The organism is Nitratidesulfovibrio sp. SRB-5 (assembly GCF_019931275.1).
Classification (GTDB): domain Bacteria; phylum Desulfobacterota; class Desulfovibrionia; order Desulfovibrionales; family Desulfovibrionaceae; genus Cupidesulfovibrio.
In genome coordinates this window covers 970,080-994,561 of sequence record NZ_JAIOTY010000001.1, presented here as the reverse complement: position 1 = coordinate 994,561, position 24,482 = coordinate 970,080, and the positions used below count along the sequence as shown (strand labels likewise).

22 protein-coding genes are annotated in these 24,482 nt (G+C 67.7%); 11 read left to right on the top strand and 11 right to left on the bottom strand.

Features of this window, described 5'->3' with window-relative positions; all coding sequences use genetic code 11:
* The first annotated feature begins 120 nt into the window (after positions 1-120).
* The 8 genes from K6142_RS03910 (at position 121) to K6142_RS03875 (ending at position 9,731) form a co-directional block, all read left to right on the top strand.
* Positions 121-1,233, top strand: coding sequence for a glycosyltransferase (locus tag K6142_RS03910; protein WP_190245701.1), 1,113 nt, complete (start codon positions 121-123; stop codon positions 1,231-1,233).
* An 80-nt stretch (positions 1,234-1,313) separates the two neighbouring features.
* Entirely contained in the window at positions 1,314-2,642 is a 1,329-nt protein-coding gene (locus K6142_RS03905) for an O-antigen ligase family protein (RefSeq protein WP_223290441.1), read from the top strand.
* Positions 2,639-3,721, top strand: coding sequence for a glycosyltransferase (locus K6142_RS03900; protein WP_190245699.1), 1,083 nt, complete (start codon positions 2,639-2,641; stop codon positions 3,719-3,721). The genes K6142_RS03905 and K6142_RS03900 overlap by 4 nt, the downstream gene beginning before the upstream one ends.
* Positions 3,722-3,824: 103 nt before the next feature.
* A complete protein-coding gene (locus K6142_RS03895; protein WP_190245698.1) occupies positions 3,825-4,973 on the top strand; it encodes a glycosyltransferase family 4 protein in 1,149 nt (382 codons plus the stop codon).
* A complete protein-coding gene (locus K6142_RS03890; protein ID WP_190245697.1) occupies positions 4,966-6,219 on the top strand; it encodes an aminotransferase class I/II-fold pyridoxal phosphate-dependent enzyme in 1,254 nt (417 codons plus the stop codon). The genes K6142_RS03895 and K6142_RS03890 overlap by 8 nt, the downstream gene beginning before the upstream one ends.
* Before the next feature lie 227 nt (positions 6,220-6,446).
* Positions 6,447-7,178 carry a VTC domain-containing protein gene (locus tag K6142_RS03885; protein ID WP_190245696.1) on the top strand — a complete coding sequence of 244 codons (732 nt, stop codon included), beginning with the start codon at positions 6,447-6,449 and terminating at the stop codon, positions 7,176-7,178.
* Positions 7,179-7,360: 182 nt separating this feature from the next.
* Positions 7,361-8,083, top strand: a complete 723-nt coding sequence (locus tag K6142_RS03880) for a DUF4956 domain-containing protein (protein ID WP_223380752.1) — start codon at positions 7,361-7,363, stop codon at positions 8,081-8,083.
* A complete protein-coding gene (locus tag K6142_RS03875) occupies positions 8,055-9,731 on the top strand; it encodes a CotH kinase family protein (RefSeq protein WP_190245694.1) in 1,677 nt (558 codons plus the stop codon). The genes K6142_RS03880 and K6142_RS03875 overlap by 29 nt, the downstream gene beginning before the upstream one ends.
* A gap of 178 nt (positions 9,732-9,909) precedes the next feature.
* Here the strand turns inward: K6142_RS03875 and K6142_RS03870 are convergent, their stop codons facing one another.
* Complete coding sequence (locus K6142_RS03870) at positions 9,910-10,992, bottom strand: HDOD domain-containing protein (RefSeq protein ID WP_190245703.1); 1,083 nt, start codon at positions 10,990-10,992, stop codon at positions 9,910-9,912.
* A 672-nt stretch (positions 10,993-11,664) separates the two neighbouring features.
* Here K6142_RS03870 and K6142_RS03865 point away from each other — a divergent pair.
* Positions 11,665-13,458 carry a sigma 54-interacting transcriptional regulator gene (locus K6142_RS03865; RefSeq protein WP_223290440.1) on the top strand — a complete coding sequence of 598 codons (1,794 nt, stop codon included), beginning with the start codon at positions 11,665-11,667 and terminating at the stop codon, positions 13,456-13,458.
* Positions 13,459-13,782: 324 nt separating this feature from the next.
* Positions 13,783-14,547, top strand: coding sequence for an FAD/NAD-binding family oxidoreductase (locus K6142_RS03860; protein WP_190245693.1), 765 nt, complete (start codon positions 13,783-13,785; stop codon positions 14,545-14,547).
* Positions 14,548-14,646: 99 nt separating this feature from the next.
* On the opposite strand, the gene K6142_RS03855 is transcribed toward K6142_RS03860, so the two are convergent.
* From K6142_RS03855 to K6142_RS03840, 4 genes are all read right to left on the bottom strand, one after another.
* Positions 14,647-14,982: a NifB/NifX family molybdenum-iron cluster-binding protein gene (locus K6142_RS03855; RefSeq protein WP_190245692.1), complete on the bottom strand. Its 336-nt coding sequence runs from the start codon at positions 14,980-14,982 to the stop codon at positions 14,647-14,649.
* A 226-nt stretch (positions 14,983-15,208) separates the two neighbouring features.
* Positions 15,209-15,850, bottom strand: a complete 642-nt coding sequence (thiE, locus tag K6142_RS03850; protein ID WP_223380751.1) for a thiamine phosphate synthase — start codon at positions 15,848-15,850, stop codon at positions 15,209-15,211.
* Between the two features lie 5 nt (positions 15,851-15,855).
* Positions 15,856-16,668, bottom strand: a complete 813-nt coding sequence (thiM, locus tag K6142_RS03845; RefSeq protein WP_190245022.1) for a hydroxyethylthiazole kinase — start codon at positions 16,666-16,668, stop codon at positions 15,856-15,858.
* Positions 16,669-16,776: 108 nt separating this feature from the next.
* A complete protein-coding gene (locus K6142_RS03840; RefSeq protein WP_190245021.1) occupies positions 16,777-18,240 on the bottom strand; it encodes a PLP-dependent aminotransferase family protein in 1,464 nt (487 codons plus the stop codon).
* Between the two features lie 260 nt (positions 18,241-18,500).
* Between K6142_RS03840 and K6142_RS03835 the strand changes: the two genes are divergently transcribed.
* Positions 18,501-18,962: a pyridoxamine 5'-phosphate oxidase family protein gene (locus tag K6142_RS03835; protein ID WP_190245020.1), complete on the top strand. Its 462-nt coding sequence runs from the start codon at positions 18,501-18,503 to the stop codon at positions 18,960-18,962.
* Between the two features lie 208 nt (positions 18,963-19,170).
* Here K6142_RS03835 and K6142_RS03830 read toward each other — a convergent pair whose 3' ends face one another.
* The 6 genes from K6142_RS03830 to K6142_RS03805 all read right to left on the bottom strand — a co-directional run bounded on the left by K6142_RS03830 (position 19,171) and on the right by K6142_RS03805 (position 24,343).
* Positions 19,171-20,355 carry a PLP-dependent aminotransferase family protein gene (locus K6142_RS03830; protein ID WP_190245019.1) on the bottom strand — a complete coding sequence of 395 codons (1,185 nt, stop codon included), beginning with the start codon at positions 20,353-20,355 and terminating at the stop codon, positions 19,171-19,173.
* A gap of 119 nt (positions 20,356-20,474) precedes the next feature.
* The gene (locus K6142_RS03825; RefSeq protein ID WP_190245018.1) at positions 20,475-21,320 is read right to left on the bottom strand and encodes an LpxI family protein; all 846 of its coding nucleotides are present in this window, start codon (positions 21,318-21,320) and stop codon (positions 20,475-20,477) included.
* A 187-nt stretch (positions 21,321-21,507) separates the two neighbouring features.
* A complete protein-coding gene (gene lpxA / locus K6142_RS03820; protein ID WP_190245017.1) occupies positions 21,508-22,308 on the bottom strand; it encodes an acyl-ACP--UDP-N-acetylglucosamine O-acyltransferase in 801 nt (266 codons plus the stop codon).
* On the bottom strand, positions 22,308-22,772 hold the full coding sequence (gene fabZ, locus K6142_RS03815) for a 3-hydroxyacyl-ACP dehydratase FabZ (protein ID WP_190245016.1): 465 nt from the start codon (positions 22,770-22,772) through the stop codon (positions 22,308-22,310). The genes lpxA and fabZ overlap by 1 nt, the downstream gene beginning before the upstream one ends.
* A 1-nt stretch (position 22,773) precedes the next feature.
* Positions 22,774-23,805, bottom strand: a complete 1,032-nt coding sequence (lpxD, locus tag K6142_RS03810; RefSeq protein ID WP_190245015.1) for a UDP-3-O-(3-hydroxymyristoyl)glucosamine N-acyltransferase — start codon at positions 23,803-23,805, stop codon at positions 22,774-22,776.
* 10 nt (positions 23,806-23,815) lie between these two features.
* On the bottom strand, positions 23,816-24,343 hold the full coding sequence (locus K6142_RS03805) for an OmpH family outer membrane protein (protein WP_190245014.1): 528 nt from the start codon (positions 24,341-24,343) through the stop codon (positions 23,816-23,818).
* Positions 24,344-24,482 lie beyond the last annotated feature (139 nt).

Genomic DNA, 24,482 nt, shown 5'->3' with positions numbered 1-24,482 from the left:
CCGCCCACGCACTTGTTGCGTGCCGCGCACATTCGTCGGCAGACATGCCGGTCGGCACGCCGGTCGGGCATGGTCGGCAGGCGCGGCAAGGCCCCGGAACCATCAGCCGGAAGCATCAGGATGAAGATAGCCTATATCGTCGGCGGGTTGCCCTTCGGCGGCGTGGAAACGTGGTTGTGCGACCTTGCGGCGGAATACCGCCGCAGCGGCCTTGCCGAGGCGTGCATCTTCAACCTGTCCGGCACGGGCGACATGCACGACCGCTTCGTGGAACAGGGGCTCGACGTGCGCTCCGTGGGCTCCGGCGTCCGCGCCATCGCGTCGCACAGGCTGGACACCACGTTGCGTCTGCGCGCCATGCTGCGCGACTACGCCCCCGACGTCATCCACACCATGCACATCAGCGCCAACCACCACGGGCGCTTGGCCGCGCTGGGACTGGGAGTTCCCGTGGTCACCCACCTGCACAACGTCAAGCGCGAAAGACGGCTGCACCGCAGGCTTTCCGACAAGCTGCTCTCGTACGCCACCACCGCGTATCTGGCGGTATCCAAGGCCGTGGCCGACGTCGTCGCCGCCGACCACAATCGGGCGGGCCGGCCGGTGCAGGTCTTCTACAACGCCATAGACCCGAAACGTTGCGACATGCCCCCGCTAGACCTGAAGGCCGCCTACGGCGTCTCCGGCCCGGTCATTCTTTCGGTGGGCCGGTACGTGCGGCAGAAGAACCTGGACCTGCTCATCCGGGCCGTGCGCATCCTGCACGACCAGCAAATACCCGCATCGTTGGTGCTGGTGGGCGAAGGGGTGGAACGCCCCCGCCTGGAGGCGTTGCGCGACAGTCTGGGCCTTGGCGGGCACGTGGTGCTGACGGGATTCCGCCAGGACGTGGCGGCCTTTTTCCGGGCGGCGGACATCTTCGCCATGCCCTCGGATTTCGAAGGCTTTCCCATCGCCCAGATGGAAGCCTTGTACTGCGGCCTGCCGTGCGTGGTCTCGCGCCATGTTCCCTCGCTGGAGGTGGCGGCCGAAGCCTCGCTGGTGTGTGAAACCGAACCTGGCGACATCGCGGCCAAGCTGCTTTCCATTCTGCGCGACGGCACGCTGCGGGCACGGCTTTCCGAGGCCGCGCACCGGGTGATCGAACCACTCACCATGCCGCGCTACGCGGAGCGCCTGCTGGCCTTCTATGCAAGCCTGCCAGCCAAAAACCATGGCGGGCAGGCCCGGTGACCCCCTCACCGATGCACGCCTTCGCCGCCATGCGCATGCAATACTTTCCGCAATCCACCGTTTAGGCTATGGATCCCCACATGTCCGACATCCGCCCCCACACCGCCCCCTCCCGCGTGACTACGGCCCTGCGCACCCTCCGTGCCGCCCCGGACCCGCAGAAGGCGGAATGGGCGCGTACGGTGCTGTTCTGGCTGTTCTGGCTGTCCGTGGTCACCTTTTCGCTGGGCCAGGCCTTCCGCGAAGTCGGTCCCATCCTCTGCCTGATCGCCCTGTTCGCCTATCATTACTGGGGGTACCGGCAGTCCACCCTGCGCCGTCTTCCGCTCAAGTGGCTGTTCGTGGCCTTCTACGGGCTCATCTGCGTCAAGACGGCCCTGTCGCTGGACCCGCGCCAGAGCCTGGTCTACGTGCTTCCCAACGTCTGGAAGGGCTTCGCCCTGCCCTTCGTGGCCATGGAGTGTGCGCGCGACATGCGCGACATGCGCCGCCTGGTCCGGGCCTTCGCACTGGCGGCCATCTTCCAGGGGCTGGACGGCATCTACCAGCACCTCACCGGGCACGACCTCATCAAGGGCACACCCATCATGTATGGTCGGCTCACCGGCTCCATGACCACCTACCGCGTGGGCGACTACATGGCGCTGATCCTGGTGCCCGCCTTCGCCCTGTGGACCATGCTGCCCCAAATCCGCTCCGCATGGCGCAGGGCCGCCGTGGTCGCGCTGATCCTGGCGCCGGGCATCCACCTGTGGATATTCGCCCAGGCCCGCAGCGGCTACCTGGGTGTTGCCGCCGCCCTGTTCCTGCTGTGGTACCTGTTCACGCGCCCGAAGCCCGCATACCTTCTGGTGCCCACGGGCATCGGCATTCTGGCCGCCCTGTTCGGCCCGCAGCGCATCACCCTGGAAACCGCCATGCGCGACGGGCGCCTCGAGTTGTGGGACTTTGCGTGGCAAGTCATCCAGGCCCGCCCCCTGACCGGGTGGGGCATGGGCATGTTCGGCCCGGCGTTCAAGGCGCTGGGGCTGCAACCGGTCATCAACCCGCCGAGCATCCAGCACCCCCATTCGGTATACATCCAGTTTCTGGTGGACACCGGCGTGGTGGGCTTCGTCATCGCCATGGTCTTCCTGTTCGGCATGCTGGCCTGGGGACTGCGGCGGATACACCGCAACATCCCGCGCTCCGGCGCCCCGTACGACATGTGGACCATGGCCGCGTTCTTCCTGGCCGGCTGGCTGTGCTACCTGGTGGAGGCGCTGTTCGCGCACGACTTCCTGCGCTCGTGGTGGATGGCCGTATCCATGGGCCATCTGGGCGTGATGATCGGCGCCATCATCAATGCAGACACTCCCCCTGCCTCACCCGTGGGAGCGCCATCCCGCGAAACCCGGAACATCCCATGAACATCGCTTTCGTCAACAGCACCCGCAAATGGGGCGGCGTGAAGACCTGGATACTCGATTTCGCTGAACGGCTTTCCGCCTACGGGCATGACGTGCGCGTCTACGGGCGCCAGCAGGCCTTCGTGGACGAGGCCAAACGCCGTGTGGGCCATGGAGAGTCGGCCACGTTCGGATTCGACCTGAATCCGGCCACCATTGCCTGGTTCCGCCGCCGGTTCAGCGAGCACCGCACCGACGTGGTGATCCTCAACATCGGCAAGGATCTTGCCACCGCCGGGGTTGCCGCGCGCCTGCTGGGCATTCCCGTGGTCCAGCAGATCGGCCTGCCCGGCGACATCCCCCACCGCCTCAAGACCCGCCTGCTGCATGCCTGGATCGCCCCCAGGTTCCTGTGCTCGTGCCGGTACATAGCCGACGGATTCCTGACCAGCCTGCCGTACCTGCGGGCAGAGGACCTGCACGTGGTGCTCACGGCCAAGCGGGTGGCCACCGGGCCGCTGTCCGTGTCCACGCCCCGGCGGCTGGTGGCCACGCAGCAACTGAACCCCGACAAGGGGCACGAGACGCTGCTGCGCGCCCTGGCCAGTCTGGACATTCCCTTCGAACTGGACGTGGCGGGCACCGGCTCGCACGAAACCTTCCTGAAGGATCTTGCCGTTTCGCTGGGCATTGCCGAGCGCATCCGCTGGCACGGCTTCACCACCCGGGTGCCGGAACTGCTGGAACGCGCCGACGTGTTCCTGCTGGCCTCGCTGAGCGAGGGCCTGCCCAACACCCTGCAAGAGGCGCTGGCTCAGGGGCTGCTGCCCGTGGCCCGCGACGTGGGTGGCGTGCGCGAGGTGTACACCCCGGAACTGCTGCCCTGGCTGCTGCCCTATGCCGCCGGACCCGCGGAATTCGCGGAAATGCTGCGCAAGGCGCTGACCCTGCCGGATGAGGAACTGCTGGAAATGAAGCGCGCCGCCCGCCAGGCCTGCGCCACCCACTGCGAACTGGACGGCAAGGCCCGAGAACTGGAAACATGGCTGGCCACGTTGACGCAGAAGACCGCGTGCGGCACCATCCACCGGCAATCCTGATGCCGACCGACGCGGCCCCCGCGCGTGATCGTGCCTACCAGCCACTGGCGGATGCCCGTCGTACGGCGTGCACCTTCCACCGTCATCTTTCGCCCCAAAGCACATGCGCATACTCTTCCTGACCTCGGCCACCACAAGCAGCGGCGGCGCCCGCCAGGCGCTGTACCTTGCCGACGGCCTGCACGAGCATGGCCACCACGTCACGTTCTTCACCCCGCGCTCATCCACCCTGCGCCCCCTGTCGGACACCATGTCCTGGGCCGACCTGCCCGAATCGCCCGGCAAGTGGAAGGGCGCGCTCGAGGCGGCCATGCCCGCGCCGGGACAGGGCCCCTGCATCGTGCAGGCCTTCCACAACAAGGCCGTCAAGCGTCTGGCCTGGCACGGGCTGTTCTGGCGGCGGCGCGGCGTCGTCTGCGTGGGCTACCGGGGGGTGGTCTTCCGCCCCGGCAACCCGCTGACCTACTGGTCTCCGGGGATTGACGCCTTCGTGGCCAATTCGCACGCCTGCGCCAAGGTGTTGCGCGGCATGGGCCTGGGCGAGCGGCGCCTTGCGGTGATCCACAACGGCATTCCCGCCGCGCGGCTCGTTCCGCGTCGCGGGGCGGACGCCATGCGCGCGGAACTGGGGCTGCCCGCCGGTGCCCTTCTGTTCGGCTGCGTTGCCCACGACGGCGACGTGAAGGGCGTTGCACCCCTGCTGCGGGCCTTTGCGCTGGCCTGCGCCCGGCATGGCGCCCCATCCGACGGCCCAGACAGCGTCCCGGCCAGCGGTCACAAGGACAGCGCCCCCGCCAGCGGCAACCCGCATCTGGTCGTGGTGGGCGTCACGCCTGGCCGGTGGCAGCCGCTGTGCGCGGAACTGGGCATCACGGACCGCGTCCGGCTGGTGGAACACAGCAACTGCGTGGCCGACTACCTGCAACTGCTCGATGCCTTCGTGCTGCCCTCGCTGTCCGAATCCATGCCCAACACCCTGCTGGAAGCCATCTGCTCCGGCCTGCCGGTCATTGCCTCGCAGGTGGGCGGCGTGCCCGAACTGGTGCGGGGCAACGGCCTGCTGGTGCCGCCCGGCGACGTGCCCGCGCTGACACGCGCCCTGGCCACGGCCATGGGCGATGCCAGCCTGCGCGTCACCTGGGCCGAGGCCAGCCGCGCCATCGCGCCGGACTTCTCCACCGAGACGCGCATCAACCGCTTCGAGGCATTGTACCGCACCCTGCTGCAACGCCGAGGACTGTCCGATGCCTGATGCCGGGCCGCCCCCACATGCCGCGCCCGCGTCGCGGCCCGCCGCCCCCCGCGGTTCCGCGCCTGACTCCGCACCGGATTCCACACCGCCTCAGGGCGCGCACGGCGGCGAAATCTACCGTGTGGCCCGTGAACTGGGCGTGGAGCCGGAACACATCCTGGATTGCAGCAGCAACGGTTTCGCCCATGCGCGGGGATTGACCCATGCCCTGGTCGAGGCGCAGCCCCACCCCTTCGAGCACTATCCGGACAGTGCCAGCACTGCCCTGCGCGAGGAACTGGCCGCCCACGAGGAACTTGCCCCAGACAACATCATGGTGGGCAACGGCTCGTCGGAACTCATCTGGTTGATCCTGCGCGTGCTGCAACCCCGCCGGGTCACCCTGCTGGGCCCCACCTTTTCCGAATACGCCCGCGCCTGCGAGGCCCACGCCATACCTTGGCGGGTGTTGCATGCCGATCCCATGCGCGCGCTGGACGCCCCCCCGCCGGACTTCCGGGCGGGCACCGAGGCCGATGCGGAAGACGAACTGGTGGTCCTCTGCTCGCCGGGCAACCCCTGCCCGGTGACCGCGCCCGACCTGCCCGCCCTGGTGGCCGCCCTGTTCCGGTCGGGCTTTCGCACCGTGCTGGCCGACCTGACCTACCGCGACTTCCTGTGGGGCTCCCCGGAACATGATGCCCACCGCCACGCGGCCCTCGCCCCGGCCCGTCCGCCCAGCCCCACTGGCGGCACGCTGCTGTGCCTGCACAGCTTCACCAAGTTTTTCCACTGCACGGGGATACGCCTGGGCTACCTGACCGGCCCCGAAAGACTGCTGGACCTCTTGCAGTCCCGGCGCCCGCCGTGGATGGTATCCCCTTTTGCAGAGGCCATGGGCAGGCGCTTTCTGCACGCCCTGCCCGACTACCGGGCGCACCTTGCCGCCCTGCGTGCCGACCGTGCCGTGCTGCTTGACGGACTGCGCAGGTTGGGCGTGTTCGATCCCCACGCCTGCAACGCGGGCCCCAGCTTCACTACCTGCCGCCTGTCCGAAGAACTGCTGCGGATCGGCGTCACGGCGGACATGGTGCGCCGCGAACTCCTGCACCACGGCATGCTGGTGCGATCCTGCGACAACATACCCGGCATGCCCAGCGGCTACATAAGGATGCAGGTTCGTCGCCACGGCGACAACGAGCAGCTGGTGCGACAGATCGCTGCACTGTCCACAACGCTGCCCGATGGGATGCAAGAGGCGCAATAGCTTCGCTCCCGGCGCACGCACCCTGCGTTGCGGCTTTCCCCGGCGCATGGGGCACCGCGCACGGCCCCGCCGCGCATCGAAATGGACTTTCCGCACGATATCCCGTAACACGGGTGCGTCACCATCCGGAGCCGCGCAACCTTTCGGTCTGCCTGCCGCGCCCCTTCACGCGGGCACGACAGCACGCTCCAGAACCACTTCCTCTCGCATCCTCGGCGGTTCCCATCGTGAGCAACGAGATAAAATACACCTTCGCCCCGGCCTTCGCCCGTGCGGTCGTGGACCTTTTGGGCGCGGCATGCCGCCCCGACCCCGCGTTTCCTGCGGCGGACGTCTTTTCGCTCTACTACGACACGCCCGCGCGCGATCTGCTGGAAGAAAAGCGCAACAGCGACTACCTGAAGACCAAGATACGCTGCCGCTGGTACGGCGCCGTGCGGGGCACGACCATGGAGCGGGCGGTGTTCCTGGAGGCCAAGCGCAAGGAAGGCGCCGCGCGCGACAAGGCCCGCGTGCTGCTGCCCCTGGACGGGGCCACCCTGTGGAACACCCCGCTGACCGATCCCTTGCTGTGCCGCCTGCCGGAACACCTGGCCGAAGCGGGCATCCCCTTTCCCCGGCCCATCTTTCCCATGTTCATCCTGCGCTACACCCGCCACCGTTTCATCGATCCGGCAACCGGGGCACGCATCGCCGTGGACACGGGCATTCACGTGCCCCGCGCCAACCCTGCCTTCATCGCCCGGCACAACCCCACGCCCCTGCCCGTGGCCGTGCTGGAGGTAAAGGGCAGCCTGCGCGAAATGCCGCGCTCGCTGCATGCCGTAAGCACCTTCCACTTCCGGCGGGAAACGTTTTCCAAGTACCTCGCATGCCATGACATGCTGTTCTGTTCCACGGGCATACCCGGCGGCTACACCTGTTTCGCGCCTGCCGCGCCGCCCCGCGACCACGCCTGATGTCGCGCTTCCGGCCATCCGGCGTGGTGTTCCGGCAGCCCTGATGTCGCAGCTGCCCTTCCACCCGCCACCGCGCACCGGGCAGCCCATTACCGGACACGCTGCCGCCAGACACCACCACAACGGCAACCACATACCCGGACCATACGTTCCCGGACACTACACGGACAAGGCTCACCCACATGGTTGAATCACTCTTCGAAGTTCTTGGCGGCGCCTACCAGGCGCTGGTATCCGTCACCGGCTTCGGCTCCAAGCAGGCTGCGGACATCGGCGCGGGCACCTTCCTGCTGGCCCTGCTCATCTCCCTGCTCACCTCTCAGTACACCGCGCTGCTGTATTCGCGATTCTACGAAAGCCGGGGCACGGGCAGCCTGGTGCACCGCAGCTTCCTGCTGCTGGGGCCGTCCATCACCGCCATCTTCATCTGCGTGCAGTTCTCGCTGCCGCTGTCCCTGGGCCTTCTGGGCGCCCTGTCCATCATCCGCTTCCGTACCCCCATCAAGGAGCCGGAAGAGGTGGGCTTCATCATGGTCAACATCGCCACGGCCATCTGCTGCGCCACCCTGAACATCGTCATCCTGGCGCTGTTCCTGGGCGTGATCACGGCAGGGCTGGCGGTGGCGCACCGCTTTCGGCGGGGCCGCGTGGCGCGGCGCAGCGGCACGGCGGTCATCGCCTACCCGTCCACCGAGCGCGAGGCCGATGCGGCCCTGCTGCCCGCCCTGCGCGACAGCCTGCCGGAACTGACCGTGGCCAGCATTTCAGGTGACGGCGAACGGCGCACCATCATCGCCACCTTCGCCCGTTCCGACGAGCCCCTGGTGCAACGCCTGACCACACTGGCCAGCGGCGTTGCCCCCAGCGCGGAAATCAATGTCTATTTCGACCACGCGGCCCAATAGCCCGCCGCAGGGAGACGGCACGGCGCCGCCATCCGGCCCACCCCGCGTGCCCCACGGCCCCGGCGCTCCCCGCATCCCGCTGTGGGCGGCGGCGCTGTTCGTTGCCGCCCTGCTGTGCGCCGGGCTGCTGCTGGAGCGTTCGGCCTTCATCCGGCAGTACCGCGCCGTGTCGCTGCACATCGCCACCGGCAAGGATTCGCTGGGCTCTCCCCGCAAGCGGCACCTGTTGACGGAACTGGGCCTGCCCGATGTGCACGCGATGGCCCCGGAAAACACGGCCCACACCTCGGCATTGCTGGAACAGGCCCGCCGCGACGCAGACCCGGCCATGGTGGCCAGCGGCTGGCCTGTGTTCGCCGTGCGCACCGATGAAGCCAACCTGAGCGCCCCGCAATCGGGCATTGTCGCCAATTCCAAGGAACGCGGCCGGGAATGGGAACATCCCGCAGCAGTGGTCTACTACCGCGACGGCAAGGAACAAATGGCCTCGGGCGTGGGTCTGCGCCTGCACGGCGGTGGTTCGCGCCATCTCGGCATCGGCTACCGCCTCTATTTCCGTAGTTCGTACGGCGCCTCCGCACAGCCCGCCGACCTGTTCTTTCCCGATGCCGAAGGCTCGCTGAAACGGCTGGTGCTGCGCAAGGAAAAGACCACCAGCCCCGGCTTCATCAACATGCTGGGGCTGGACATCATGGGCATGCTGGGCGCGGAAACACCCCGGTTCATGCCTGCCGTCTTTTCGATGAACGGCAAGGACATGGGCCTTTCGCTGGTCAGCGAGCACATTGCCGACGCCCACTGGAAGCGCAGGCTGGGGCACGACAACTTCCTGCTCTACTCCATCCGCAAGGGCAACGACCGGGCGGAATTCGCCGCTCTGCGCGAACTGTACCTGTGGATCCGCCTGATGCCCGCCCCCCTGACCATGCAGCAGGCCGAGCGCCGTATGGACATGCGCAGCATGTGCGCCGTCATCTTTGGCGCGGTGTACATGGGCGAAAACGACTGGGACCAGGGGGCCTTCCTGCTGGACAAGAACCAGCCCAAGCCGCGCTGGATCAACATCGCCTGGGATCTGGACGAGGCCTTCCAGCGTCTTGTTCCCGGCGGGCCGCTGGACCAGCGCCCCGGCTGGAAATACGCCATGGACGAAAAAAAGGCCGTGCGCATGCGCCTGTTCCTGCGGCTGTGGGAAGAATCGCCGGAATTCCGCGACTTTTTCCTGCATTTCGTCACCCACGCGCTGAACCACACCCTGAACGAAGCGGCCCGCGAGCGACTGTTCGCCCGGTACGAAGCCCTGGACCGCCAGGCGGGGAACACCATGTTCGACCTTGACCTGGCCCGCCGCCTGCTGGCCAACCGGGCCGACGAGGTGCTGGAAGAAACCGTGCGCGACCTGAAGGCGCCCCGCTGGCATACGGTGCGGGTAAACGCCCCCGGACCGGTGCGCATCGACGGTGAATCCGACTACACCGACTACACCGGGCGCTACTTCGAGGGGCAGCGGATTACCGTGGCTCCGCCTGCGGAAGGCTGTGCCAGACTACTGCACTGGGAGGTGGACGGTGTCCCCCGCGAGGCGGGCCAACTGGACGTAAGCGTGCACTCCCCCCTGCACATCCGCGCCGTCTGCGCAAACGGCTGATCCGCCCATCCCCGTGCGGGAGTGGGCGGATCAGGCACCGATGGACATCGGCGGGCATCGAAAAACGGACAGGCGGGCATCCCGGCAGACACGCCCCAAGCAGTGAACCGGACAGCGCACCGGACGGCTCATCGTGTGCCGTGCCTGTCGCGCAGAGGGCATGTACCCCCGCGCCGGGTCAGCTCCTGACTCCGGCCCCCAGCACGGCGTACATCTCGTCCACACCTTCCAGCAGCACCTCGCAGGCGGCGTCCAGATCGTGCGCCGAAATGGGCAGCGCGGCCAGGGCATCCGCATCCAGCGGCTGCACGCAATCGTCGCCGGTGCCGCCAATGCCGAAGGCCTTCACCGCCTCGTCGGCCAGGTGCACCAGCAGGGCCTCGTCACTGGCCGGGAACGTGGACGGATCATGATGTGCCTGCACCGCATTCACCAGCACGGGCGGCAGATTCCAGCGCCGCAGCAGCGCCGCGCCCATTTCGCCGTGGGTCATGCCCAGTTCCGCCCGCTCCGCCACGGTCAGGCTTTCCCCCTGATCGCGGCAACGGTCCAGCACCCGTTCCGCCCCGGCGGGCCACACGGCGCAAATGGCCAGCCAGCCGATGTCGTGCAGCAGCCCCGCCACGAAATAGCGTTCCGGATCGTCGCGGCCCATGCGGGTGGCCAGAGCCCGCGCCATGAGCGCGGTGGCCACCGAATGCAGCCAGAAATCGTGCAGGTTGACCACGTGGGGAGGGCGCTCGCGAAACAGCCCCAGCACAAAGGTACCCAGGGCCAGCGAGGTCACCCGGCGGGTGCCCGCCGCCGCCACCGCCCGGCTCACCGTTTCCACCGGTGCCCGAAAGCCGAACAGCGGCCCGTTGACCAGCCGCAGCAGCGAGGCGGCCAGACGCGGATCCTTGGAAATGATGGCCGCAAGTTCCTCGTACGAGGGTTCCTCGCGCTCCATGGCGTGCTGCAATTCCAGAAACACCTGCGGCAGGGCGGGCAGGCGGGCGCGCTCGGCCAACCCGTCCAGGTCGCCGGGGGCCAGGCCGCTGTGGGCCTCGTGGATCACCTCTGGCGGCAGGGGCATGCGCGGGGCGGGCAATTCGCACGAAGCACCGGCGCACAGTGTCCGGGCCAGCGCCTCCACCGCCCTGCGCCGCAGCAGCACCAACAGCGGGTGCGCCGTACCGGAAAGCCGGAACCGCCGCGCCACGGCCTCCTCGGCTATCTCCTGCACATCGCGGGCGCAACCGCCCTGCGTTTCCAATCCCATCGCCTGCGACACAGCACCCCCCGAAAAGATATCGGACACGGGATCATCCACTGACGCCTTTCACATACGCCAATTGCCACCGGACGCAAATACCCGCGCCCGGCAGCCCGGCGGGCGAGGCTGTCCGCGCAATCAAGCGTCACCGCAGGGGAGCGAGGGAGCTCTGTCTGCGCCGGAGCAGGCCCGGAACCTCCCCGGAACTGGCCCGAAACTGGCCCGGAGCATGTCTGGCGCGGTCCGGCTGGCGGATTGGCACGCCAATTGGCACACGCACCTGCCGACGCAAACAGCTATCCCCTGAAACAATTGCAGGATACCGAAAATGCCAAAACCCCGGTGAGGGGAACACCGGGGCTTTGTCGGAATGAAGCGACTGAATCATAAGTCCGGGCACGAGGGAATGCACGGACTCGGCACCGAAAAGAACGGCAGCACCGTCTTTCATGGCGTTATAAAGCACAACCCGTGCCAGACGGGTGAAAAGGCCGCGTTCCACGGCTGGCAAGGGTTTGCCGAGTGCAATGTCCAGCGCCCCCTCAACGAAATTTCGTTGTTGACGAAATTTCGTAACGATATATCGTAAACGACGTTCGTACCCCACGCGGCAACTGAACAGCAGGCACGCCACGGAATGATCGCCTGCCCGCAATCCGCCCAATCTCCGAGGCTCCCATGTCCCCCTTCTCCCCTCCCTCCGGCGACACCCCGTCCGGCCAGCCGACGCCCGGCGCAACGGAACCCACCCTGGCCCATTCGGTGCTCCAGCAGTTCGACATCAGCCCGTTCCTGGACATGATGCTCAACGTGGCCCAGGAACGCACCGTGGAGGGGCTGCTGGAACTGACCCACCGCGTCAACCGGGGCACCCACGTCATGTGCGGATGCATCTGGTTCGTGGATGCGCCGCCCCCGGCATCCGGCACCGGCGAGGGCGATCCTGTCCTGCGCCTGATGACCGTGGCCGGGCACACCACCACCCCGGTGCGCGACTGGCGCCATACAGAAGGCACCTATGCCATGGTGCCGCTGTCCGAACCGTTTGTGGGGCAGGTGGCCCTGCGCGGCGAGCCCACATGGGCGGCATCGCCCGAGGACTGGACCCGCCCCGCCTGGGCCGTGGACGAATCCATCCACGCCTACGCGGCCTATCCGTTGCAGTTCAAGGGCAACATGATCGGGGTCATGGCCGTGTTTTACGACCGGCCCATGCGCGGGGTGCTGGCCGACCTGATGCTGTTACACCGCAAGATGCACAAGATTTTCGCCGACTCCCTGTCCGCCGCCGTGGTCAACGCCCGCTCCTTCGAGGAAATCCAGCACCTGCGCCGGGCGCTGGAACTGGAAAACGAGCACCTGCGCGGCGAGGTGCGCCGCGCCCGCGCCCCGCATTCTATCGTGGGCGACAGCCCGCCCCTGCGCCGGGCCCTGGAGCAGGTGGACATGGTGGCCCCCACCGACGCCACCGTGCTGCTGCTGGGCGAATCGGGCACCGGCAAGGAACTGGTGGCCCAGGCCATCCACGACCGCAGCCAGCGCGCCGCCGCGCCGCTGGTGCGGGTGAACTGTTCCGCCATCCCGCGCGAACTGTTCGAAAGCGAATTCTTCGGCCATGTGAAGGGTGCCTTCACCGGTGCCCTGCGCGACCGGGTGGGCCGCTTTCAACTGGCCGACGGCGGCACCCTGTTTCTGGACGAAGTTGGCGAAATCCCCCTGGAGTTGCAGGGCAAGCTGCTGCGCGTGCTGCAAGAGGGGGTGTTCGAACGGGTGGGTGAGGAACGCAGCCGCAGCGTGGACGTGCGCATCATCGCCGCCACCAACCGCGACCTGCGGGCCGACGTGGAGCATGGGCGTTTCAGGCAGGACCTGTTCTTCCGGCTCAGCGTGTTCCCCGTGGCCCTGCCGCCCCTGCGCGCCCGGCGTGATGACATCCCCCTGCTGGCCCGGCACTTCGTGCGGGCCTCGTGCCGCCGCCTGAACCTGCCGGAGCCCCGCATCGCCCACCGCCAGATGGCCGAACTGCAATCCTATCCCTGGCCGGGCAACGTGCGCGAATTGCAGAACGTCATCGAGCGCGGGGTCATCATGGCCGAAGGGGGGCGGCTGGTGCTGGACCTGCCACCGGAAGGCGGGATGCAGGCCGTGTCCCCCGGCGCCGCGTTCGGCATGCCGGGTGGCGCGGGCCCCATGGGGGGGGGCGGCGCCCACGATGCGCCCTGGGGAACAGGTGAAACAGAAAACGCCGGAAAAGCCGGAGAATTCGGGCAAACGGGACAAACGGGCGCGCCGGACCCCGCCGGGATCATTTCGGAAGCACACTGGCGCGAATTGCAGCGCGCCAACATCGAACGCGCCCTTACGGCGGCGGGCGGGCGCGTGCATGGCCCCGGCGGCGCGGCGGAACTGCTGGGCCTGCCGCCCACCACCCTGCAATCGCGCATGAAGACACTGGGTTTGCGCGGGCGCTGAACCCGTGCGGGACGTGACCGGAACCGGCCGGGGCACCCCGTCGTGTCTCGTCGTGTCCCGTCGTGTCCCGGCGCACCCCGGGCCCCCCAGGAAGCACCCGCCATGGCCTGCCGAGCGGGGCTCGCCGGTCGGGCCTGCCAAACGAGGGTTGCCAGACGGAGGCTGCCGGGCAATGCACCATCCGGCGGTGATATTTACGCCCCACTTTGCGCATCCCGCTTGTCATGCCCGCCGCCATGGGCGAAACTGCGGGCAGGCTGCCGACCATCCGGTCGGCCACCGCACCGTCTGCACCCACCGCCTGCACCCCCCAGGGAGCGACACATGAGCGACGATTCCGGCACCTCCAATGATCCCAAGGGCCGCAAGGCCCGCATCCTGCGCACCGTGCGCGAGGACGACAACACCACCTCCGTGTACATCGACACGGGCGACGACGAGCGCTTCCGCACCTTTCGCCCGGGGCAGTTCGCCACCCTGCGGGTGATGGAAGAGGACGGCTGGAGCGATGCCCACCCCTTCACCATCGCCGCCGCGCCCGGCGAAACCGTGCGCCTGACCATCCGGGGCAAGGGGCGCTTCACGTCGGAACTGGTGCCGGGCCTGCGCGACGGCGACGAGGTGCACTGCGCCGGGCCCTACGGGGTGTTTTGCCGCGACATCGAACGGCAGGAGCAGATCGTGCTCATCGCGGGCGGGGTTGGCATCACGCCGTTTCTCAGCGTGCTGCGCAGCTTCGACCAGGCGGGGGCGGCCAACCGGGTGGTGCTGTTCTGGTCCAACAAGACCTATGGCGACGCCTTTGCCGCCGAGGAACTGGAAGCCATGACCCGGCGGCTGGACCTGACCGTGGTGCACGTGCTCACGCGCGAGACGAACCCGCACCACTACGCCGACCAGAAACTGCCCGCCGTGTTCTTCGAAAAAGGACACATCTCGCGCGACATGCTGGCCCGCCACGTGCAGTCGGCCACGGCCTCGTTCTACCTGTGCGGGCCCGGCCCCATGCAGCAGCACGTGCTGGATGAACTGCGCGCCTTCGGGGTGGATACCGGCGGCGTGGAGACGGAGCAGTTCGTCTTCTCGTAGACGACCCGGTGCCGGGCTTACCGGGAGCCTTCCGGATGACGTCGCCAATGGCGGGATGCCGCGACGCTCCGAGGGTGAAAAACCTTGTAACTATCGCACTTACTGCTGCGGGACGCTACCGACAAGTTCCCGATACCGGGCCACGGCATCGCTGACCAGCCCGCTGCTGGCCGCCAGCACCTCAATGCCCGCATCGGCCAGGGCCAGCCGCGCCTTGGGGCCGCACTCGCCGCACAGCACCACCGTGGCCCGCGCGGCGGAAAGCAGCTGCGCCACAGAGCGCCCGGCATCCTCGCGGTCGTCGCGGTGCGCGTTGCGCACGGCAATGACGCCCTCGGTTTCCGTATCCGTCACCACGAACCATTCCGCCCGGCCAAACACCGGCTCCACGTTGCTGTCGGGCCGGGGCCCGTCCGCCGCCACGGCAATGCGCATGGCTCCTCCTTGCGTTATCCGCCACCAAGGCCGCGTCGCCCAACCGGACGACACGTCCCGCTCACCATTCCCACCATGGGCAAAAGCCGGGACAGCCAACGCCCGGACAATCGCCATCCTCCGGTCAATTACCGGAGTTGCGGCACACGCCGCCTGCACCGCCCCCGACTGCCACACGCAACGGCGGGCATCTCCAGAAGCGGTCGCCCACACACCTGATGACCGCCTACCAGCCGCGCACGGCGCGCACCGATCCGCGCAGTTCCTCCGCCGCCCGCCCCGGGTCATCCGCCGCGCACAGGGCGGAAACCACGGCCAGGCCGTCGGCCCCTGCCGCCAGCACCGAGGCCGCGTTGGCCGGGCCGATGCCGCCGATTGCCACCAGCGTGCGCCCCGTGGCGGCGCGCAACCGGGCCAGCCCGTCCAGCCCCCACGGCGGCGCGGTATCCGTCTTGGTGGCCGTGGCAAACACCGGGCTCACCCCCAGATAGTCCACATCCAGCGTTTCCGCCTCGCGCACCTGGTCCATGGTCTCCACGGAAAGCCCCACAAGGGCCGAATGCCCCAGCAACGCACGCACGTCGGCGGGATGCATGTCGCCCTGCCCCACGTGCACGCCGTCGGCCACGCAGGCCAGGGCCACGTCCACCCTGTCGTTGATCAGCAGGGGCACGCCGCGCGGGGCCAGCAGCGCCTTCAGCGCGCGGGCCAGTTCCACGAATTCGCGCGTGTCCACGTGTTTTTCGCGCAACTGCACCACGGTCACGCCACCCGCCACCGCCGCAGCCACCACGTCGGTCAGGGCGCGGCCCCGGCATAGTGTGCGGTCGGTCACCAGATACACCCCGTAATCCGCATTCCGCCGCATGGCGCTCACGGTCGGCCCACCCGCACGCGGGCGCGGATGTCCGCTTCCGACAGGGCGTACAGGGCGTCGATGAAATGCATGGCAAAGCTGCCCGGTCCGGCGGCACGCTCCGCCGCCATGCTCCCGGCGGCGGCCATGGCGGCCATGCCGCTCACCGCGCCTTCCAGCGGGCTGGCGGCCACGGCGGCGTGGGCGGCCACCAGCACCGTGGCGGTGCAGCCCATGCCGGTGACGCGGGGCATCAGTTCATGCCCGCCGGTGATCAGCACCACCTCGTCGCCGTCGGTGACCAGGTCCACCGGGCCGCTGACCACGGTGACGCAATGGTGGCGACGCGACAAGGCCCGCGCGGAATCGGCGGCAGCGTGCGCATCACGGGTGGAATCCACCCCGCGCGTGGCCCCCGCCGCACCGGCCAGGGCCATGATTTCCGAGCCGTTGCCGCGCACGATGGCCGGGCGCACCCGCTCCGTGAGCTGCGCGGCGGTGGTGGTGCGCAGGGTGGACGCGCCCGCCCCCACCGGGTCGAGCACCACGGGTATGCCCCGATCGCGCGCGGCGACCCCGGCCAGGAACATGCTGTCGATCCACGGCGCGCTCAGGGTGCCTATGTTCAGCACCAGCGCGGAGACGATGTTCACCAGTTCCGCCATCTCCTCGCGCGCGTGGGCCATGATGGGCGAGGCCCCGGCGGCAAGCAGCGCGTTGGCGGTAACGTTCATGACCACGAAGTTGGTGATGCTGTGTACCAGCGGCGCCTGACGCCGCACGGCGTCCACGTTGCGCCATATCTGCTGCACATGTTCGGTATGGGGCATGTGCCCTCCTTGGGTAAGCGTGGGTGGCGCGGGCCCGCCGGGCGGGATGCCGCCACCCCGGAGAAGTCAGGAAGTCGCTTGCGCATCTTACGAACGGCGGACGCCGCGTCAACCCCGCAATGCGGCGGCGGGAAACCACGCCTGCCGCAACCGCTCCAGGGCCGCCGCAATGTCCGCCTCGGACAGCATGCCGTACCCGATGAACAGGCAGTTGCCCGGATACCGCCGCGCATCGGCCCAGAACGGTGACGCCGGGTACACCCGCACCCCGTGCGCCGCCGCCCGTTCCACCAGCGCGGCCTCGCCCGGCCCGCCGGGCACCTCCAGCAGCAGGTGCAGTCCCGCGTTGTGCCCGTGGATGCGCACCCCATCGCCCATCAGGCGGGTGGCCGTACCCACGAAGACGTCGTGCTTGCGCTTCTTGGCCAGGCAGATGCGCCGCAGGTGCCGCTCCCAGTGGCCTTCGGCCATGAAGCGGGCCAGAACGGCCTGCTCCAGCCAGGGCACCGTGCACTGGAACCCCGCGAATACGGTGCGGAACCTTTCCGCCAGTTGTTCCGGCAGCACCATGTACGACATGCGCATGCCGGGCGAGAGGGTTTTGGAAAAGGTGCCCGTGTAGATGACCCGACCATGCCGGTCGATGGACTGCAACGAGGGAATGGGCCTGCCGTCGTAGCGCAGCTCGCTGTCGTAGTCGTCCTCCACGATCCACGCCCCGTGCTCCGTGGCCCAGTTGAGGACTTCCATGCGGCGGCAGATGGGCATTACCGCGCCGGTGGGAAACTGGTGCGACGGGGCGATATGCACCACCCGCGCGGACGACGCGCGCAGCGCCGCCACGTCGATGCCGTCGCCGTTGACGGGGATGGGAACGGTGCGAAAGCCGAAGCACTCGTAGGCCCGCCTGGCCCCGTTGTAGGCGGGGTCTTCCAGGGCGACCTGCGGCCCCTGCTCCACTTCGTCGTACTCGCGGTGCAGCAGGCGCGTCACCGCCATGATCGACGGTTGCAGGCCGCTGCACATGACCACCTGTCCGGCGGTGCAGCGCACGCCCCGGCTGCGGTACAGGTAGGCCGCCAGTTCGGCCCGCAGGCGCAGGTCGCCGTGGGCATCGCCGTAAACGTGCATGCCGTCGGAGGCGATGCGCCCGGTCCGCGCCTCCTCCATGACCGCGAACAGCAGCTTGCGCCAGACGACGTAGGGAAAGGTGGCGGCATCCAGATTGCCATAGTGGAAATCATAGTCCACCGGGCGTCGCGCGGCTGGCGCGTCCCGGTGCCCGGCCTTTTCGCATCCTTGCGCCGCAGGCCCTTCCGCTGCGTGCAGGTCGCGCTCGATCACGTTCACCCGGTACCCGGAACGCGGCAATACCGACACGTACCCTTCCAGCACCAGTTGGGCGTAGGCGTTTTCCACCGTGTTCCTTCCGACGCGCAGATCGCGGGCCAGGGCACGGATGGACGGCAGGCGCATGCCCTGCGGCCGTGCGCCGGAAAGGATGTCCTGCTTCAACTGGTCGTAGATCTGCCGGTAGAGCGGCGCATCGGCGGCGGCATCCAGGTGCAGCATGGAACACTCCCGGGCGGCACGGTGGCGACGATGCCGACAGTGGCGAATGTCGGCACGAAAGACTTTCGGTGGGGACGTCCCTTGTCTGGCAACACTGCCAGTCGGCACCGACAGAGGCTTTGGCCCGCGACACTGAAGAGGGGCAGGGGGCGAAGGCTGTCCGCTGCCGAAAAATCAAACTGTCCCTATCCATGCCCCTTACAATTGCACTAAGCATGGGGACAGAAAACATCTACCCGGAGGTTCCCGTGCAGGCAAGAATGAAAGACCACCCCCTCTCGCCGGAAAAGATCGCCCACCTGCTGGATACGGAACTTGTGGGCAGGCTGGCCACCAACGGCGCCGACGGCTGCCCGTACGTCACGCCGGTCCATTTCGCCGTCATGGATGGCACCGTGTACATCCACGGCCTGGCCGCGGGCGAAAAGCTGCACAACATCAGGCGCGACCCCATGGTCGGGTTCGAGGTGGACAAGATGCTCTCGCTCATCCACCACCCCGACCTGCCCTGCGACACCAACACCGTGTACGAAAGCGTGATCGTCCGGGGCCGGGCGTCGGTGGTGCAGGACACCGCCACGGTGACCCGCGTGCTTGACGCCATCGTGGCCAAGTACACCCCGCAGCACACCGGCAAGGGCTACCCGCCCAACATGCTGAAGATGACCGCCGTCATTGCCGTGCACGTCACCTCGTGCACGGGCAAATTCTACCCCGCCTGAGGGCAGCCCCCGCGGGTATCCGGGCACAACGCAGCACGCGAAAAGGGGCGCCCCACCGTCATGGTGGAGCGCCCATCGTCATTGTGACAATCATCACTGCGGCGTCGGCGGGCGAACGCGGGGTTCGTCAGGCAAGGCAGGCGAACGCGAGGTTCGTCAGGCAAAGCAGGCGAACGCGAGGTTCTCCAGTGACGATGCACGCACGCGTCTACGCCGCGCCTGCCTGCCCCTTGCCCAGGTATTCGCGCAGGCACTGCCCAAGGCGCGCGATGCCCTCTTCGATCAGTTCCGGGCTGGAGTTGGAGAAGTTGAGGCGGAAGGTGTCGTCGGTCTCGTCCACGTAGAACGGGCGCCCCGGCACGAAGGCCACCTTGCGGTCGATGGCCTTGTGGAACAACGCCTCGGCGGAAATGCCCCCGGGCAGGGTACACCACAGGAACATGCCGCCTTCCGGCTCGGTGCAGGCCACGTCTTCCGGAAAGTGCTGGCGGATGGCCTGCACCATGGCATCGCGCTGGGCACCGTAGCGGGCGCGGATGGAGGCGATGTGCTTGTCCACGTCGTTGTCCATGAGATAACGGTGCAGGATGCGCTGGGTAAAGCCGGGGGTGTGCAGGTCGCTGGCCTGCTTGGCGGTGATCATGGGGTTCAGCAACTCCTGGGGGGCGCACACCCAGCCCAGGCGCAGGCCCGGCGACACCACCTTGGAGAACGAGCCCAGCAGCACCGAGGGCGCCTGCATGTACGCCCGCACCGGCGGCAGGTGCTGCCCCATGAAGCGCAGTTCGCCGTAGGGGTTGTCCTCCACCATCAGGCAGCCGGTTTCGGCCATGATCTCGGCCACCTCGCGGCGGGTCTGCTCGTCATAGGTGATGCCGGACGGATTCTGGAAGCTGGGCACGGCGTAGAACACCTGCGCGCCCGTGGCAGCCTTGCGCAAGGCATCCGTATCCACCCCGCGCGGGGTCAGGGGCACGGTGACGAAGTCCGGGCCGAACACCGAGAAGCACTGGATGGCCCCCAGGTAGCCGGGACGCTCCATGACCACCCTGCCGCCCCGGTCGATGCACGCCTTGGCCACCAGGTCCAGGGCCTGCTGCGAGCCGGTGGTGATCAGGATGTCGTCGGGCGAGACATTGATGCCCTGCCGCTTGTAGCGGTCGGCAATCCACTGGCGCAGAGGCGGAAAGCCCTCGGTGGTGGTATATTGCAGGGCTTCCGGCCCGGCTTCCTCCAGCACGCTGGCCGCCGCGCTGGCCACCGCGTCTACCGGGAACGATGCCGGGTGCGGCAGCCCCCCTGCAAAGGAAATGATGTCCGGTTGCGCCGTCACCTTCAGGATTTCGCGGATGTAGGAACGGGGCACGCTTTCCATGCGCTGGGCAAGACGCATTACAGTTTCCTCCGCCGTCTTCGGGACGGCATCTATCTATGCGGGCAACCGGCCCGCGTGGGGTCTGCCGATTACGCAGTGAAACCTGCGGGAATTTCTCATGCGCACGGTGCCGGATTTCAGTTGTTCACCTCGGGCTCGTCACCCGCCATGAACCCTTCCGGCATGGAAATGATCGAAATGTCGTGCTTGTCGGCCAGGGCAATGCTTTCCTCGCGGTCGAAGAACAGGGTCTTACCCGCTTCCAGCGCAAGGCAGGTGTAGCCGTAGTCGGCCAGCACCCGGATGGTGCCCGCGCCCAGTGCGGGCAGGTCGATGCGGTCATCCTGTCCCGGCTTGACCACCTTCACCGCCACGCACCCTTCGCCGCCCAGTTCGCCGCCACGGCGCAGGGTGGCGTCGGTGCCCTCCATGCCCTCCACGGCCACGGTCATGCCGCGCTTGACCACGATGCACTGGCCGATGTCCAGTCGCCCCAGCACGTGGGCGATGGGCCAGCCGTAGCGGATGTCGGCCCATTCCTCATCGCTGGGGGGGCGCCTGGTCAGCACGCCCTCGGGCGCGCGCAGGCCGGGCACCAGCGAGGCGGGCTGCACCACGGCAAGGCCCTCCGACTCCAGTTCGTCGATCACCGCGCGCAGAATGGCGTCATCGCCCTTGGCCCGCAGGCGGAACAGCACCTTGGCGGCCCGCAGGTCGGGGCGCAGGTCCAGCGCGCGCGGCTTGCTGATGGCCCCGGCCAGGCACAGACGGCGCACGTTGTTGTCGCGGAAGAAATCTATGAGCTTGCCGAGCTGCCCCAGATGCAGCATGGCGAAGGCGTCCGCCTCGTGCTCCAGCGCCTCGTCGGTGTGGCCGTGAAAGCCGCACATGACCACGGATAGCCCTTCGGCGCGCGCGCCGCGCGCCACCAGCGCCGGAAACTGTCCCTTGCCTGCGATGATGCCGATGGATTCGTTGCTCATGCTGCTCCCGTGCGGGTATGTGCCGTGTGCGTGTGTTTCGTGCGTATGCTTGCCGTGCAGCCGGGCATGGCGGCGCATTCGTGCCGCGCCTGTCCCCGTCGCAGCCCCCCCCGGAAAACGGCGAAAGGGGGAAAGGGGCCTTGGCCCGCTTTCCCCCTTCGCGGAATGCCGGAGCATTCCGTACGGGCTATACGGGCGTCCCCTGCGATGCGGGCAGAATGCCGCGCTCGCTGGCGCGAATGAATTCTACAAATAGAAGAACTTCGGGGTAGTTGCCAAGCTCGTATTCCAGCTGTTCCAGGGCCTCCTTGCGGGGCACCTCGGAATTCCAGACCAGCCGGTAGGCGTTCTTCAGCGCGGCGATGACTTCGCGCGTGGCCTGCATGCGGCGCAGTCCCACCAGGTTGGGGCTGTGCACCCCGGCGCGGTGGCCCACGGCCAGCATGAACGGGGGCAGATCCTGCGCGATGCCGCTCATGCCGCCCACGAAGGCGTGGTCGCCGATGCGCACGAACTGGTGCACGGCGGAAAGGCCGCTGAGTATCACGTGGTCGCCCACGTGCACGTGCCCGGCCAGGGTCGCCCCGTTGGACATGACGATGCCGCTGCCCAGAATGCAGTCGTGCGCCACGTGGGTGTACGCCATCAGCAGGTTGTTGCTGCCGATGCGGGTAACCCCGCCGCCGCCCTCGGTGCCCCGGTGCAGCGTGGAGAACTCGCGCACGGTGTTGCCGTCGCCCATTTCCAGAGTGGTGACTTCGCCGTGAAATTTCAGGTCCTGCGGTTCGCCGCCCACGCAGGCGTAGGAATGGATGTGGTTGCGCGCCCCCATGCGGGTGTGGCTCTTGACCGAGGCAAAGGCGTCGATGCGCGACTCTGCCCCGATGACCACGTCCTCTTCGATGACGGCGCAGGGGCCGACCACCACGTCGTCGCCAAGCCGTGCGCTTTCATGCACGAACGCGGAAGGATGCACCTGCGCGGCCACTACATGTCCTCCCTGTTGGTCACGGCGGCGGTCATCACCGCTTCGGCGGCCAGCTTGCCGTCCACGTAGGCGAAGCCTTCCATCTTCCACAGCTTCAGCTTGTGGCGCAGCAGGCGGCAGTGCAGTTCCAGCTTGTCGCCGGGGTAGACCGGCTTGCGGAAGCGCACCGATTCGATGCCGGTGAACAGGAACAGCTTGTCCTCCACGGGGGTGTCGGTGCTCTTGACCACCAGGATGCCACCGGCCTGGGCCAGGGCTTCCATGATCAGCACGCCCGGCATCACGGGCACGCCGGGAAAGTGCCCCTCGAAGAACGGCTCGTTCATGGTCACGTTCTTGTATCCCTTGATGTACTCGCCGGGGACGTATTCCGTCACCCTGTCCACCAGCAGGAAGGGATAGCGATGGGGCAAAAGGCCCAGAATCTGGCGGATATCGAGGATGTTCCGTGCGGGGTCGGTCATGTCATTCCTTGGCGGCGAGCTTTTTCAGTTCCTCAAGCTCTTTCTCGAGCTTGCCGATGCGCTTGTACATGTCGGGGAGCTTGGGCATCACGGTCAAGGTGCGCATGTAGGTGGCCTTGTCCACGGCGGGGGCGCCGCCCATGGTTTCACCGTCGGGGATGCTCTTGGCAACGCCCGACTTGGGCCCCAGTGTCACCCCGTTGCCGATGGAAAGGTGCCCGGCCACGCCCACCTGCCCGGCCATGGTCACATCGTCGCCCACCTTGGTGGAACCGGAAATGCCCACCTGCGAGACGATGAGACAGTTGCGCCCCATTTTGACATTATGGCCGATCTGCACCAGATTGTCGATCTTGGTGGAGTCGCCCACGGTGGTCACGCCCAGCACCGAGCGGTCGATGGCGGTGTTGGCGCCCACTTCCACGTCGTTGCCAAGGCGCACGGTGCCCACCTGCGGAATCTTCTGGATGCCGAAGTCGGTGCGGGCAAAGCCGAAGCCGTCGGCCCCCAGCACCACTCCGGCGTGCAGGATGCAGCCGTTGCCGATTTCGGTTCCGGCCATCAGCACCGCGTTGGGATACAGCAGGCACCCGGCCCCCACGCGGCAGTCCTCGCCCACGTACACGCCGGGAAAAAGAACGGACCCCGCGCCGATACGCGCACGGGGCCCGATGAATGCAAAGGGATAGACGGTGCAGCCTTCGCCCAGCTCCGCCTCGGGGTGCACGAACGCCATGTCGCTCACGCCCGAAAGGCTGCCCTGCGGCCTGGAGAACAGGGCCAGGGTACGCCCGAAGTCGAAGTACGGATTGGCGCTGACCAGGGCGCACGGCACCGCGTCCGCATGCTCTGCCGCCACGATCACCGCGCCTGCGCGGGTGTTCGCCAGCAGATGGGTGTACTTGGGGTTCGCCAGAAAGCTCACCTCGGCGGGGCCTGCCGCCTCGAGGGTGTTCACTCCCTCGATCGCGCGGTCTTCACCGCGCAATTCGAGTCCCAGCAGCCCCGCCAACTCGGAAAGCAGTCTGGCCATCAGCCCCCCGCTATTTCTTGCCCGCGCGGTACACGCGGTTCACTTCGTCCAGCAGTTCCTTGGTCACGTCGATGGTCTTGTCGGCATGCACAACGCCGGCGGCAGCACCGTCGAGGATCAGGGTGTAGCCCTTCTTCTCGCCGTATTCCTTGGCGGCCTTCAGGATGATGGCGGCCATTTCCTGACGCACGCGCACTTCGGCGGATTCCACCTTGCGGGCGAAGGCACGGGTCTTGTCCTCAAGGTCGCGCTTCAGGCGGATGAATTCCACCTTCTTGTCTTCCTTGGCTTCGGCGGACAGGGCGGCGGACTGGACCTTCATGTCCTCGGCCTTCTTCTTCAGGTCGTTGGCCTGCTTTTCCAGCTGGTCCCTTTCGGCGCCGAAGGTGGACTTCATCTTCTTCTGGGCGTCCTGCGCGGCTTCGCTCTGGGAGGCGATGGCCTGCATGTTGACGATGGCGATCTTCATGTCGGCGGCAACGGCAACGGTGGTCCAGGCAAGGACGAAGGCCGCGGCCAGGATGAGAACTCTACGCATGCGAAGCGACTCCTTTGAAAACACCTTGGATGAGTGGCAGCCGGAAACCGGCGTAGCTTGCAATGAATGCGATGCGGCGGATGCCGGTTCGCGGATACCCCGAACATTGCCGGACGCCGCCCGACGTCTGGCTGGCGCC

What these genes read in the sequence shown, in the direction of transcription:
- K6142_RS03910 (WP_190245701.1), top strand. Translation starts at nt 121, where the DNA reads ATGAAGATAGCCTATATCGTCGGCGGGTTGCCCTTCGGCGGCGTGGAA.
- K6142_RS03905 (WP_223290441.1), top strand. Translation starts at nt 1,314, where the DNA reads ATGTCCGACATCCGCCCCCACACCGCCCCCTCCCGCGTGACTACGGCC.
- K6142_RS03900 (WP_190245699.1), top strand. Translation starts at nt 2,639, where the DNA reads ATGAACATCGCTTTCGTCAACAGCACCCGCAAATGGGGCGGCGTGAAG.
- K6142_RS03895 (WP_190245698.1), top strand. Translation starts at nt 3,825, where the DNA reads ATGCGCATACTCTTCCTGACCTCGGCCACCACAAGCAGCGGCGGCGCC.
- K6142_RS03890 (WP_190245697.1), top strand. Translation starts at nt 4,966, where the DNA reads ATGCCTGATGCCGGGCCGCCCCCACATGCCGCGCCCGCGTCGCGGCCC.
- K6142_RS03880 (WP_223380752.1), top strand. Translation starts at nt 7,361, where the DNA reads ATGGTTGAATCACTCTTCGAAGTTCTTGGCGGCGCCTACCAGGCGCTG.
- K6142_RS03875 (WP_190245694.1), top strand. Translation starts at nt 8,055, where the DNA reads ATGTCTATTTCGACCACGCGGCCCAATAGCCCGCCGCAGGGAGACGGC.
- K6142_RS03870 (WP_190245703.1), bottom strand. Translation starts at nt 10,992, where the DNA reads ATGGGATTGGAAACGCAGGGCGGTTGCGCCCGCGATGTGCAGGAGATA.
- K6142_RS03865 (WP_223290440.1), top strand. Translation starts at nt 11,665, where the DNA reads ATGTCCCCCTTCTCCCCTCCCTCCGGCGACACCCCGTCCGGCCAGCCG.
- K6142_RS03860 (WP_190245693.1), top strand. Translation starts at nt 13,783, where the DNA reads ATGAGCGACGATTCCGGCACCTCCAATGATCCCAAGGGCCGCAAGGCC.
- K6142_RS03855 (WP_190245692.1), bottom strand. Translation starts at nt 14,982, where the DNA reads ATGCGCATTGCCGTGGCGGCGGACGGGCCCCGGCCCGACAGCAACGTG.
- thiE (WP_223380751.1), bottom strand. Translation starts at nt 15,850, where the DNA reads ATGCGGCGGAATGCGGATTACGGGGTGTATCTGGTGACCGACCGCACA.
- thiM (WP_190245022.1), bottom strand. Translation starts at nt 16,668, where the DNA reads ATGCCCCATACCGAACATGTGCAGCAGATATGGCGCAACGTGGACGCC.
- K6142_RS03840 (WP_190245021.1), bottom strand. Translation starts at nt 18,240, where the DNA reads ATGCTGCACCTGGATGCCGCCGCCGATGCGCCGCTCTACCGGCAGATC.
- K6142_RS03835 (WP_190245020.1), top strand. Translation starts at nt 18,501, where the DNA reads ATGAAAGACCACCCCCTCTCGCCGGAAAAGATCGCCCACCTGCTGGAT.
- K6142_RS03830 (WP_190245019.1), bottom strand. Translation starts at nt 20,355, where the DNA reads ATGCGTCTTGCCCAGCGCATGGAAAGCGTGCCCCGTTCCTACATCCGC.
- K6142_RS03825 (WP_190245018.1), bottom strand. Translation starts at nt 21,320, where the DNA reads ATGAGCAACGAATCCATCGGCATCATCGCAGGCAAGGGACAGTTTCCG.
- fabZ (WP_190245016.1), bottom strand. Translation starts at nt 22,772, where the DNA reads ATGACCGACCCCGCACGGAACATCCTCGATATCCGCCAGATTCTGGGC.
- lpxD (WP_190245015.1), bottom strand. Translation starts at nt 23,805, where the DNA reads ATGGCCAGACTGCTTTCCGAGTTGGCGGGGCTGCTGGGACTCGAATTG.
- K6142_RS03805 (WP_190245014.1), bottom strand. Translation starts at nt 24,343, where the DNA reads ATGCGTAGAGTTCTCATCCTGGCCGCGGCCTTCGTCCTTGCCTGGACC.